The organism is Pseudomonas sp., assembly GCF_037994325.1.
In the GTDB taxonomy this organism is placed as follows: Bacteria; Pseudomonadota; Gammaproteobacteria; order Pseudomonadales; family Pseudomonadaceae; genus Aquipseudomonas.
The window spans coordinates 1-12,488 of sequence record NZ_JBBNAH010000222.1; the positions used below are offsets into that span (position 1 = coordinate 1).

13 protein-coding genes and 1 pseudogene are annotated in these 12,488 nt (G+C 60.5%); 6 read left to right on the forward strand and 8 right to left on the reverse strand.

Annotated features, from left to right (window positions below):
• The 7 genes and pseudogenes from AAAB16_RS07450 to AAAB16_RS07480 all read right to left on the reverse strand — a co-directional run.
• Positions 1-570, reverse strand: a pseudogene (locus AAAB16_RS07450) (hypothetical protein); the annotation flags it as partial.
• Positions 571-724: 154 nt separating this feature from the next.
• A complete protein-coding gene (locus tag AAAB16_RS07455; protein ID WP_340662774.1) occupies positions 725-1,495 on the reverse strand; it encodes a molecular chaperone in 771 nt (256 codons plus the stop codon).
• 40 nt (positions 1,496-1,535) lie between these two features.
• Positions 1,536-2,093 carry a spore coat U domain-containing protein gene (locus AAAB16_RS07460; protein ID WP_340662775.1) on the reverse strand — a complete coding sequence of 186 codons (558 nt, stop codon included), beginning with the start codon at positions 2,091-2,093 and terminating at the stop codon, positions 1,536-1,538.
• Positions 2,093-2,620: a spore coat U domain-containing protein gene (locus AAAB16_RS07465; RefSeq protein WP_340662776.1), complete on the reverse strand. Its 528-nt coding sequence runs from the start codon at positions 2,618-2,620 to the stop codon at positions 2,093-2,095. The genes AAAB16_RS07460 and AAAB16_RS07465 overlap by 1 nt, the downstream gene beginning before the upstream one ends.
• Positions 2,621-2,717: 97 nt before the next feature.
• Positions 2,718-3,254, reverse strand: a complete 537-nt coding sequence (locus tag AAAB16_RS07470; protein ID WP_340662777.1) for a spore coat U domain-containing protein — start codon at positions 3,252-3,254, stop codon at positions 2,718-2,720.
• A gap of 511 nt (positions 3,255-3,765) precedes the next feature.
• Entirely contained in the window at positions 3,766-4,635 is an 870-nt protein-coding gene (gene tesB, locus AAAB16_RS07475; RefSeq protein WP_340662778.1) for an acyl-CoA thioesterase II, read from the reverse strand.
• Between the two features lie 114 nt (positions 4,636-4,749).
• Entirely contained in the window at positions 4,750-5,322 is a 573-nt protein-coding gene (locus AAAB16_RS07480; protein ID WP_340662779.1) for a GNAT family N-acetyltransferase, read from the reverse strand.
• Between the two features lie 81 nt (positions 5,323-5,403).
• Between AAAB16_RS07480 and AAAB16_RS07485 the strand changes: the two genes are divergently transcribed.
• The 4 genes from AAAB16_RS07485 to AAAB16_RS07500 all read left to right on the forward strand — a co-directional run bounded on the left by AAAB16_RS07485 (position 5,404) and on the right by AAAB16_RS07500 (position 8,908).
• Positions 5,404-6,318 carry a histone deacetylase gene (locus AAAB16_RS07485; RefSeq protein ID WP_340662780.1) on the forward strand — a complete coding sequence of 305 codons (915 nt, stop codon included), beginning with the start codon at positions 5,404-5,406 and terminating at the stop codon, positions 6,316-6,318.
• Between the two features lie 8 nt (positions 6,319-6,326).
• Complete coding sequence (locus tag AAAB16_RS07490) at positions 6,327-6,944, forward strand: hemolysin III family protein (RefSeq protein ID WP_340662781.1); 618 nt, start codon at positions 6,327-6,329, stop codon at positions 6,942-6,944.
• Positions 6,945-7,069: 125 nt separating this feature from the next.
• Complete coding sequence (locus AAAB16_RS07495; protein ID WP_340662782.1) at positions 7,070-8,152, forward strand: L-dopachrome tautomerase-related protein; 1,083 nt, start codon at positions 7,070-7,072, stop codon at positions 8,150-8,152.
• A 54-nt stretch (positions 8,153-8,206) separates the two neighbouring features.
• Positions 8,207-8,908, forward strand: a complete 702-nt coding sequence (locus AAAB16_RS07500; protein WP_340662783.1) for a CTP synthase — start codon at positions 8,207-8,209, stop codon at positions 8,906-8,908.
• A gap of 247 nt (positions 8,909-9,155) precedes the next feature.
• Here the strand turns inward: AAAB16_RS07500 and AAAB16_RS07505 are convergent, their stop codons facing one another.
• Complete coding sequence (locus tag AAAB16_RS07505) at positions 9,156-10,592, reverse strand: basic amino acid/polyamine antiporter (RefSeq protein WP_340662784.1); 1,437 nt, start codon at positions 10,590-10,592, stop codon at positions 9,156-9,158.
• 97 nt (positions 10,593-10,689) lie between these two features.
• Between AAAB16_RS07505 and AAAB16_RS07510 the strand changes: the two genes are divergently transcribed.
• Complete coding sequence (locus AAAB16_RS07510; RefSeq protein WP_340662785.1) at positions 10,690-11,922, forward strand: TIGR03862 family flavoprotein; 1,233 nt, start codon at positions 10,690-10,692, stop codon at positions 11,920-11,922.
• A gap of 65 nt (positions 11,923-11,987) precedes the next feature.
• A partial coding sequence (locus AAAB16_RS07515) for a GNAT family N-acetyltransferase (protein WP_340662786.1) occupies positions 11,988-12,488 on the forward strand: 501 nt, incomplete at its 3' end.

The window sequence follows — 12,488 nt, forward strand, 5'->3', positions numbered from 1 at the left end:
CACGTTGGCGGTGATCGAGCGGGCGCCGACCTGCTGCTCCGGCAGCCAGTCGCTGGGCAACAGCAGTTTCAGGCGCTGCAACTCCTGGTCGTAGCTAAATTGCAGACCGGCGATGGTATCCAACGCTAGCTCACCGCTGCTGCCCTCGGGCAGGCGCACGCCGACAGCACGCAGGTCTTGGCTGTCGACAAAATAGCGCTCGCCTTGCACGTTCACCTGCACCACACGATCACTCGGTAGCTCATTGACGACTAACTCCAGATACAGGGAATACTGCCCCGCTGGCGTCGTAGCCGCCGTGGCGTCTGGCGCTGGCTGCGCCACTTCAGGCGGTGCCGGCGCTACGGGTGCAGCGGCTGTTGGCGCGACCACAATCGGCCCCGGGGCAACGGTGGATGGTAGCGTTGGCGCAGATGCCGGTGCGGCCATCTGCCCGCCGGCCAAGGCATCACGTACTGGCCCCGGCATCGGCTTGCGCGGCGCGCTGTCGGCGTCGGCAACAGCCGCCGCAGCGGGTGGCTGAGCAGCTACCGGCGCTGCCGCCAAGGCATCACGCAGCGGCCAAGGCATAGGTTTGTCCTGTTCGGCGGCCATCAGCCTTGAGCCGGCGTCAGGCAGCAACACCGCCAGCAAGGTAAATGTCAGGTGAGAGAATCCGCCGCATCGCCTGGGTAGCGATTGCGCTTGCTCATCCCTGACGCGGCGCACGAGACCGTCTCAGGCGTCAGTGCGGGGAAATGGGCTGGACATCCGCCAGCTCATTTATTCGCGCCTCCAGAGCAAACGTTTCGCCAGGCACCGTCGCCGGCAATTCCCAGCGCATTCGCGCACCGGGCAATACATAGCCGAGCAAGCCTTCGGCAATCACGGTTTTCTTGCCGCCCTGGTTTACCGCCACTGCCGCCAAACGGGCATGAGCCGGGCCTTGATTGTTGAGCAGCAGGTAGCGCTTACCGCCTTCGCTCTGCACTTGAAAGCGCAGGTCTGGCTGCAGCAATTGGATGCCCGGTTCAGGTTTGCTCGCCGCACTGGCCAACGCCACGCCATCGCCAAAGACAAACAACGGCACCGAATAGCGCATTTGAAACTTCACCCCCAAGGCCGCATCGGTCTTGGCATCTGGCGGCAGTAACTCATCCACCAACACGCGAAACGTCTGCTCCGTCGCCGCAGGTGCGGCCTGCATTTTCATCAGGCGAATCATCTGCCGCTTGCCCGGCTCGATGGTGACCGCAGGCGGGCTGGCCACCACCGCGCGCTGGGCGCTGAGTTGGTCGCTGTAATTACTCTGCCCCCAGGCCAGCACCCGCACCTGCAAACTGATGGGCGCTTGCCCGCGATTCTCCAACCACAACGCTGCTGCTTTTTGCGCACTTTCAATCTGCGGATTTATCGGCCAGATCAACACCGAACTGGCGGCCTGAAGCAGCCCGCTGTTAACAGATAACAGCAAGGCCAGAGTGAGCAGAATCCGGTAATGGCGCCGGGCACGCATAGGTAGCTCCTTTACTCAATTTATAGGCCGCTGATACGGCTCAGTAGGTAACGGTCACCGTCACCGTATCGCTGTAAATGCCTGCTGAAGGCATTGGCGTAACCGCAAACAACCGCGCGAAAACCGGATAGGCCACCGTGGCGCTGCCGGCAGGAAAGGTCAGGCTTTTCACCGTGCCGCCGTTACTGCCATTGCCCCAAATGGTGGTGCCGGAATCTTGGTAAAGCTGGTAACGCAAGGTTTCGGCGCCCTTGATCAGAAAGCGCCCGGCGGCAATGTTGCTGGTGTTGAGGCCGGCACTGAGGCCGATGGTCAGCGTGGTGCCGGGGGTGCACTGAAGCAAGATGGAACCGGCGCCGTTGCTGCTGGTGACATCAACATTGCTCGGCAACAGGCTGACCTGGCCAAAGTTGATGCTGCCGTAGCTGGTCACATCGGCGGCACCAGAACCCAGAATGCAGCCGTTAACGATGGCGGCTTTCACCAGAAAAGCTTTGTTGATGGGGATTTCGTTAGTGCCCGTGTCGGCGCGGCTAAACAGGCTAAGCAGGCACAGCGCCAAGCCCTGAAGCAGTCGTGTGAAAAACCGCCCGTTCATTACCAACTCACGGTCACGGTGATGGTGTCGGTGTAGGTGCCCGGGGTGGGCGCAGCTTGCTTGGGCACCCGGCCAAACACTTGCAGGTATTGATCAGCGCCGCTGCCAGTGGCGGTGACGCCGGTGGTGTTGTCCCACACCGTGGTATAGGCGGCGGAGGTGTAGAGGTTGTAATTGATCTGCGCTGCCGCCGGGCCAGTCATCCGCCGCGCTGCCACGTTACCGCTGCCACCGGCGCTGAGCAGTACGCGGTAGGGCGTATTGAGCAGACAGTTCACCCGCAGCGAGCCATTACCCACTGCGCTGCTGGCCGACACCAGCGCGTTAAGGGAGAAATACGTACCGAAATTCAACGTACCAAATTGGCCAAGGGTGGCCGGTGCCGTGCTGCCCGCGCTGCACGCTGGCAGTACCTCTGCGCTCAAGCCAATGGTCGCGGCCTTGCTTACAGCAAACAGCTCGGTTGGGCTGCAAATGAGCAGGCTCAACGGCAGCCACTTCCATGGGGTATCGCGAAGGCAGCGCATGGCTATTCCTGGCAGTGGAGAGGTACATCCGTGTTGCGTGGGTGACCAAGCCCTCTTGATGACAAGCGCGCCACCGATGGCGCGCTAAATGGGAGTGTTACCAGGTGATAGTGACCTGCACGGTGTCGGTGTAAGTGCCGGTGGCTGGAGTGGTTTGGTTAGGCACGCGGCCGTAGACCACGATGTCTTGGTTGGCGCCGTTGCCCGTTCCCGCCAATACGGTGCCGCCATTCGTGCCGTTTCCCCAAAGCGTGGAGCGGGCCGCGTCCTGATAGAGGTTGTACAGCACATAGTTGCCGCCGCTGGCCATGCGCCGCTGCGTGCCGGTGCTGTTCAAGCCGGAGTTAAGTGCCACGTTGTAGTTGGTGGCGTTGGCGCATTCGATGCCGAACGAGCTACCGGCAGAGGCGCCCACTGACTGCGCGTCGATGTTGTTGGCCAGACTTGGGTAGGAGCCGAAAGTGATGCTACCGAAGTTGTTGGTGGTGGCGTTGCTGGTGCCGTTATTCACGGTGCAGCCGGCGCCAATGATGATCTGGATGCCCAGTTGACCCTGTACTGTGCCCGCCGCCTCAACCGTCAAGGAATAGGGAACTACCAGCAAAGCAGGGAGCAGCAGAAAGCGGCGTTTCATTCAGGTAACTCCTACGAAATTAGTCGCGTATTCGCGCTTGATTGCAACTTAGTAGAAATTCGGCCGGTTTCAAAACAACTTTATGGCGTCAACTATCAGGCCCGTGGTTTGTGCGCTAGCACGCATAAGGCGCAAGTCATTGTCTTGTAACTGCCTGGTTAATTTTGTAAGCCATAGTTATGGAAATATATAGCCAATGACTTACAAGACATTCAGCGTGAAGGGACCAGTAGTAAATTAGCGAAGCGGCTAATTCTGTGGCGTTAGAGGGCAAATAACGGCAAATAGCCACATAAGATAAACAGTTGTCTTATCGGGAATTTATCCACGACAAGTTGCTTGCGACAGTGTTTCGCCATCGCGTATTTATATAGCGAATCGCGATAACCTAAATTTCAAATTAATTTTTAAACGAGGAACTTTGGAGGGGACGCAATAGTTCGAAAAGCGATTTTTTTCTAAGTATCAGGGCGAACGGGGGAATTGAACGTCCCCCACTCACAGGCCATGGTTAACGCCAATCCTCTCTTACCCGCGTTAACCCTTCCTGTGCCACTGAAGCCACCAACTGCCCACTGCGATTAAAAATGCTGCCACGGGCAAAACCGCGGCCATTGCCCGACCAAGGACTGTCCATGGCATACAACAACCAATCATCCATACGCAGATCGGCATGGAACCACAGCGAATGGTCGAGGCTGGCCACTTGCATAAACTTCTGAAACACCGATACACCGTGGGGCAGCATCGAGGTGGTTAGCAGGTTGAAGTCCGAGGCGTACCCGAGCAGGTATTTGTGCAGCTGGCGCTCATCCGGCAGGGTGCCATCGGCACGGAACCACACGTACTTCACTGGCTCGCGCACCACCGGCTCATAGGGATTGCCGCTGGTAACCGGGCGAATCTCGATGGGCTTGGCACTGGTGGCGCGCTCGAGCATACGCGGCGGAATAAACTCGGCGGCATCGCGGGCCAATTCGGTTTCCGATTTGAAGTTTTCCGGCCCCGGCACATCCGGCATCGGCAACTGATGGCTAAGGCCTTCTTCATCGGTTTGAAACGAGGCGCTGCAGGTAAAAATCGGCGCGCCTTTCTGCACGGCCGTGACCCGACGGGTGCTAAAACTGCCGCCATCACGTACGCGGTCAACCAGGTACACCACCGGCAAGCTGGCATCGCCCGGGCGCAGGAAATAACCGTGCAACGAATGCACATGGCGCTCGGCGTCTACCGTCTGACTGGCCGCCGACACGCATTGGCCCAACACCTGGCCACCGTAGAGCTGGCGGAAACCAAGATCCTGGCTGACGCCACGGAACATGTTTTCCTCGATCTGTTCCAGGCTGAGCAACGCCACCAGATCATCAAGCAATTGGCTCATCGGTTAATTCCTCATCACGCATTTATTCAGGCGGGTGAAATGGTAAAGGCTTTGCCCGCCGCTGTCGGCAACAACGGGCAAAAAGCCTGGCGGCCATCAGTCCAACCTCAGCGGCTATTGCGCCAACCACTGCTCGCGCGCGAGGCGATAAAGCACATGGGCACGCAATGGATGACCGTCGGGAAGGTTGGGATGCTGAAAGTCATCGGCCGGGTTACGGCGCATCCCCATGCGCTCCATTACCGCCCGCGACGGCTGATTGGCCGGCACGGTAAAGGCCACCACCTCGGGCAACTGCAAACCCTCAAAGGCGCACGCCAACGCGGCGCGCGCGGCCTCGCTAGCAAAACCCTGGCCCCAGGCATCGCGCGCCAGGCGCCAGCCAATTTCAATGGTTGGCCCAGCGGGGTTGCAGAACGGCGCGTTGAAACCCACCACGCCCAGGCCGGTAAAGCCGATAAAAGCGCCGTTATCGTTGCGCTCCAGCGCCCACAGGCCAAAGCCGTGCTCGGCGAAATGGGCGCGTACCCGCTCCATTAGTTGGCCGGCTTCGGCAGTGCTTTGCGTGGCGGGGAAATAACGCATTACCTCAGGGTCGGCGACCATCGCGGCGAGGGGCGTCAAATCTTCATTGCGCCAGGTTCGTAGCAACAACCGTTCGCTGCGCAGTTCTATCGGTTCGGCCATGGCGGCTCCTGTTATGGCGTGTGGCTTGAGGTCGACCGCCCTCGCGGGGATACTGGCGGCCTCTTTTGTCTGGTTGAGTGTATGCGTCTGCCCCTGGTCTATCACGACGACTACAGCCCGCCATTCCCGGCCAACCATCGTTTTCCGATGGAAAAATTCCGCCTGCTGCGCGAGCACTTGGTCGACAGCGGCCTGACTACCGACGCCGAACTTATCCGCCCAGACATCTGCCCGGCCGAGATTCTCGCCCTCGCTCACGAGCCCAGCTATATCGGGCGTTTTCTCAGTGGCGAACTGGCCCACGAAGAACAGCGCCGCCTTGGTTTACCCTGGAGCGAAGCGTTGGCCAGGCGCACCGTGCGCGCGGTGGGCGGCTCCATTCTCACCGCCGAACTGGCCTTGCAACATGGCCTGGCCTGCCACCTGGCGGGCGGCACCCACCACGCCCATTACGATCATGCCGCCGGCTTTTGTATTTTCAACGACCTGGCCATTATCAGCCGCTACTTGTTGGCGGCTGGTAAGGTCAGCCGCGTGTTGATCTTTGATTGCGACGTGCACCAAGGCGACGGCACGGCGCGTATTTTGGCCGACACTCCCGAAGCAATCACCGTATCGCTGCACTGCGAAAAAAACTTCCCGGCGCGCAAGGCGCAAAGCGACTGGGATATTCCCTTGCCCATGGGCATGGACGACGACGCCTACTTGAAGGTGGTGGACGACGCCCTTAACTATTTACTGCCGCTGTATCAGCCCGACCTGGTGCTCTACGACGCCGGTGTGGATGTGCACAAAGACGACGCCCTTGGTTACCTGAAATTGACCGACCAGGGCCTGGCCCGGCGCGATGAAAGCGTTATACGCCACTGCCTGGGCCGCGACATCCCGGTGATGGGCGTTATCGGCGGCGGCTACAGCAACGACCGGGCGGCGCTGGCGCGACGTCACGGCATTCTTCACCACAGTGCGCAGCGCGTGTTAAGCGGCGCGAGATAAGGCCAACCATGTACCACGGAGAAAAATTCAACGCCTGGACCCACCTGATCGGCGCCGTTCTGGCGGCCATCGGTGCGGTCTGGTTACTGGTGCTGGCGAGTTTTACCGGCGACCCGTGGAAGATCGTCAGCGTGGCCATTTACGGCGTCACCTTGGTGCTGCTCTACAGCATTTCCACGGTCTACCACAGCGTCAGCGGGCCACGGAAAAAGCTGCTGCAAAAGCTTGATCACCTGTCCATCTACCTGCTGATTGCCGGCAGCTACACGCCGTTCTGTTTGATCACCCTACGCGGCGCCTGGGGTTGGACCCTGTTTGGCATCGTCTGGGGGCTTGGCGTAATCGGCATGCTGCAAGAAATCAAACCGCGCTCTGAAGCGCGCGTGCTGTCGCTGATCATCTATGCGCTGATGGGCTGGATTGTGCTGATCGCGGTAAAACCGCTGATTGCCGCCTTGGGCATGACCGGCTTTAAATGGCTGGCCGCAGGCGGCGTGCTCTACACCGTTGGCATCATCTTTTTCGCCAACGACAGCCGCTTTCGCCACTGGCATGGCATCTGGCATTTGTTTGTGATGGCGGGGAGTTTGCTGCACTTTGTCGCCATTCTCTTTTACGTCCTATAAAAGCACGGGGCGTTGCGGCAACTTTCTTGGTTTGCTTGAAAGACGTTCAACGTCAGCGGTCTTCTTTGCCTGCCCTGCCCGCTTCAAGCTGCGACCTCCTCTTTGGTTGTACAGGAAGCCCTGCCATGAAATCCCGCCATCCTTTTCGCACCAGTGCCAGCGCTGCTTTGCTGGCGTTGAGCATCAGCGTTATTAACAGCGCCTTTGCCGCGCCTAAAACCGGCGACCTGGAAGTCGTCGCCGAACTGCCGATGCGCCCCGGCAACGTCGCCCCGGCGCCACACAATCGCCTGTTTGCCACGGTGCATCCATTGGCCGCGCCAGACACCGCACAACTGATCGAAATCACCGACCGCACCCATTTCAAAGCCTGGCCCAACGCCGCCCTGCAACGCGGTAGCTCGGCCGCTACCGACAGCCAGATCGACAGCCCGCTGGGCATCGCCGTCGACGGCAAACAGCGCCTGTGGATTGCCGACATGGGCCTGAACCTGGGCAAAACGCGCCTCTGGGGCTTCGATATCGCCAGCGGCCGCGAGCTGTATCGCATCGAACTGCCGCAAGACATCGCGCCCAAAGGCAGCTTTCTGCAAGACCTGGTGATCGACGATAAAGCCGGTTGGATTTACCTCGCCGACATCGCCAACCCCGGCTTGATCGCCGTGGAAATCGCCAGTGGCAAAGCCCGACGTTTTGGCGGCCACCCCGCGCTGCAAGCAGAGCCGGACGCCACCATGGTTATCGGCGGCAAGGCCATCCAATTCCAAGGCAAGCCGGCTAGCGTAGCGGTCAACCCGCTGAGTTTGTCCGCCGACCGTAGCACCCTGTACTTCGGCGCCATGAACGGCAAAACCTGGTACTCGCTGCCGACCAAACTGCTGCAAAATGCAGCCAGTGATGAGCAGATTGGCGCAGCGATTAAACGCGTCGGGCCAAAACCGGTCTCCGACGGCGCCACCACCGACACCAAAGGCCGGCACTTTTTCACCAACGTTAACGACGGTGCTATCGACGTACTGAACACCGATGGCAAGCTCCATACGCTGGTGCGCGACGCCCGCCTCGACTGGCCCGACAGCGTGCACCAGAGCGACAACGGCTGGCTGTATATCTCGGTAAACCAGCTGTACAAAACGCCGGCCTTTAGCGGCGGCGAAGACACCGGCAAACCGCCCTACCGCGTGATGCGTGTGTGGCCGGGGCAGTAAAAACGGCGTAGGTTGGGTTGGCCACGCGCCACCCAACCGACCCAGGAGCCCGCAATGTCCACTCTGCATATCGGCCTGATCGGCGACTACAACGCCGACGTCATCGCCCACCAAGCCATCCCCAAAGCGCTCGCCCTGGCTGGCGCCGCCGTGGGTGTGTGCGTACAGCCGCAATGGCTGGCCACCGAAAGCCTCAACGGCCACAAACACCTGGCCGAATACCACGGCCTCTGGGCCGTACCGGCCACCCCCTACCGCGACATGGACGGCGCGCTATTCGCCATCCGCTACGCCCGCGAACAGCAAGTGCCCTTCTTTGGCAGCTGCGGCGGCTTTCAACACGCCCTGCTCGAATACGCCCGCAACGTCCTCGGCTGGGCCGACGCCGAACACGCCGAAACCCACCCCGACGGCAAACGCCTGGTGATCGCGCCATTGAGCTGTGGCCTGGTAGAAGTCAGCGGCGACATCGAACTGGCCCTCGACTCAACACTCGCCAACGCCTACGGCCAGTTGCACATCACCGAGGGCTACCACTGCCGCTACGGCCTCAACCCCGAATTCGCCAAAGCCCTCGGTTCAGGCCCTCTGCGCATAACCGCCTGGGACGAGCAACGCGACGCCCGCGGCATTGAACTGGACGGCCATCCCTTTTTCGTCGGCACCCTATTTCAACCGGAACGCGCAGCCTTGGCCGGGAATGTGCCGCCGATTATTCGGGCGTTTATTGAAGCGGCGGCAAATGACTACCCGTAAAAGCCCCAGGCATATTCGCCAGCCTCACCTGGAGCAACGAGTCAGCCAGGGAACCCGCAGCCCGTAGGTTGGGTTGAGCATCGCGAAGCCCAACGGCCATCAAGCGCTGCGCCAGTTGGGCTTCGCGATGCTCAAACACAACCTACGAAAAACTGCCTCAGCAGGCGCTCCAACTTCGCTCCAGTCCGAAAAGCTGGTGCGCGCAGCACACCCTACAAAACATCGCGTAACGCGCGAAACGCCACACTCACCCCAACTCCACCAACCCGGTAAAAAACGCCCAAAGCGCAATCCCCGCCACCACCACCAACGCCCCTGCCGCCACACCTTCAGTACGACTAAACAACGGCGCATGCGGCAAATTCTGTCGATGAGCGAAATAAAACACCGGCAATCCGGCCACAAACAACAAACTCGACATCAACAAAAACTGCGGCCCCGCGGCATATAACAACCACAGCGCATACACACTGCCCAACACCCCGCTGCGAAGCGCCCGGCCCCGTTCCTCCATATAGGCGTGGCTCAAGGCATAGCGCCACAAGTAGGCCGTGCTGGCCAAATACGCCGGCAAAATCATCACCCCGGTAACGCTGATCAGCCAGATCCAGGCGTTCTCGGCAAACAGCACCACAAACACAATCACCTGCATCACTGCACTGGATAACCACAGCGCCGGCCCCGGCGAATGGAAACGGTTTTCCCGCGCTAGAAAGCGCGGAAACACGCCATCTTTGGCTGCAGCAAAAGGCAGTTCAGCAACCAGAATGGTCCAGGCCAACCAACAGCTCAGCAGGGAAACCAGCAGTGAGACGATGACAAATATCGCCCCCCAGCGCCCCACCAACCGCTCAAGAATATAAGCCGCCGCCGGCTCATCCAGCGCTGCCAACTCCGGCTGCGTCATAAAGCCGAAGGGCAACGCTGACAGCAGAAAATACAGCAGCGTGCACACCAGCAAACCGATATAAGTGGCCTGCCCTACCTGCTCGGGTTTACGCGCCCGCGCCGACATCACCACCGCGCCTTCAATGCCGATAAACACCCACAACGTCACCAGCATGGTGCTTTCCACCTGCTTCATAACGCTGCCCAGGTTCTCGCCAACGCCCCACAGGTCCAGGCGGAACATTTCGGCTTTAACCATCAGCGCCATAATCGCGATGGTCACCAGCAAGCTGCCGACATTCAGCACGCTGGCAATCGAGCCCAACACCGCCGCCCGGCGTACGCCAAACAGTACGGTGAAGTGCATTACCCAGATCAGCAATGATGCGCCGCCAATGGATAGCCAATTCTTGCCATCGGCAAAGGCCGGAAACAGATAGCCCAGCGACTTCATAATCAACACCGCAAACGCCACATTGCCAAAGGCCGCGCTTAGCCAATAACCCCACGCCACCTGAAAGCCGGCCAGATTGCCAAAGCCTTCACGGGCATAGGCATAGACCCCGGCAGTTAGCTCCGGGCGCTGAGTGGAAAGCAGGCGAAAACAGTTAGCCAGAAAAAACATACCCACCAGGGTTAACACCCAAGCGATGGCAATGGCGCCGAGGCTGGCATGGGCGGACATATTCTGCGGCAGGTTAAAGCCACCACCGCCAATCATTGAGCCGATCACCACACCCGAGAGCAGAAACAGCCCTAGCTTTGCCGATGGTTTCGGCGTTGCTCCATCCGTCATAAGGTATTCCTTGCTGTTAGCGCTCGGCACTGAGTGTAGCGGCCGCAGCCGGCAGCTCGGGTTAGAATGCCGGCAACTTTTGCCGCAGCCCGCCACCATGACCGCTCCTTCTGCCCACTCCTCCCTGCCTGTCGTCATTATTGGCGGCGGCCCCGCCGGCTTGATGGCTGCCGAAGTGCTGGCTCTGGCCGGGGTCAAGGTCGAGCTGTTTGACGCGATGCCCTCGGTGGGACGCAAGTTTCTGTTGGCCGGCGTGGGCGGCATGAACATCACCCACGCCGAAGCCAAGCCGGCGTTTATTGGCCGCTACGGCGCGCGAGCCGGTGAGATCGCCGAGCTGCTGCAAGACTTCGATGCCGAGCAGTTACGCGCGTGGATCCACGGCTTGGGCATCGACACCTTTATCGGCACCTCCGGCCGCGTATTCCCCACCGATATGAAAGCAGCGCCGCTGCTGCGCGCCTGGCTCAAGCGCCTGCGCGAGCACGGCGTGGTTATCCACACCCGTCAGCGCTGGCTCGGCTGGCACGCCGATGGGCGTTTACGTATTGCCGGTGGCGACGGCGAACAGGCCATCGCCGTCCGCGCCACGGTGTTGGCCTTGGGTGGCGGCAGTTGGGCGCGACTGGGCTCTGACGGTGCCTGGCAGGCGCTGCTGGCCGAGCGCGGCGTAGAGCTGGCACCCTTGCAACCAAGCAATTGTGGTTTCGAAGTGGCGGGCTGGAGCGACGTGTTCAAAAGCAAGTTCGCAGGTGCGCCGGTGAAATCCTGCGCGCTGAACCTGCCCGGTCAGGCCCAGCGATTGGGTGAATTTGTGGTCACTGAACAGGGTGTGGAAGGCAGCCTGGTGTATGCCTTGTCCGCCAGCATTCGCGAAGGCATCAACCAGCACGGCAGCGCCACCGTGCACCTCGACCTGCTGCCACAGAAAACACCGGAACAGGTGCTGGCCCTGCTGAACAAACCGCGCGGCAGCAAATCCCTGAGCAACCACCTGCGCGGTGCGCTGGGCCTGGACGGCGTCCGCGCCGGCCTGCTGCGCGAACTCACCGACGCCAGCACCTTCAATACTCCAGCCATGCTGGCTCAGGCCATCAAAGCGCTGCCACTGACGCTGGTGCGCGCCCGGCCCCTGGACGAAGCCATCAGCAGCGCCGGCGGCGTTCCCTTCGAAGCGCTAAATAAGCAGCTGATGCTCAACAAGCTACCCGGTGTGTTCTGCGCTGGCGAAATGCTCGACTGGGAAGCCCCCACCGGCGGCTACCTGCTCACCACCTGTTTTGCCAGCGGCCGAGCGGCCGGGTTGGGCGTGCTCAACTGGCTTGGCTAGTTACCCCGACAAAAATGGAACCATCGTGCTAGATTCGCCATTCCTACTGCCTGCACGAGGCCACCATGCCCCTGACCTTCCGCCCCGCTCGCGCCGATGATGTCGACCTGGCCGTACCGCTGATTTACAGCTCTGGCCCCGCTGCCTTCGACTACGTATTCCCCCGTGCCCAAGGCTTTCTGCGCACGGTATTTCTCAGCACACACGGGCAATTCAGCCACCGCCAGCATTGGGTCGGCGAACTGGATGGACAGGTGGTGGTGATCGGCACAGTGGTCAACGCGGCAAGCAACCTGAGCAATATGCTGGCGGCGACCTGGCAGATTCTGCGCGTTTACGGGCCGCTGACGGGGCTCGGGGTTATGCGCCGGGGCTTACAAATGGAGCACCTGATCAAGCCGCCGCCAAAGGGCGTGAATTATCTTGCGCACCTGGGCGTACAGCCGGGCTTGACCGGGCAAGGAATTGGCACGCAGTTGATTGATTACTTGCTGAGACTGGGTTGCGCGCGCGGGTTGTCGAAAGCGGCGTTGGATGTGTCGGCAGAGAATCCGCTGGCCCAAGCC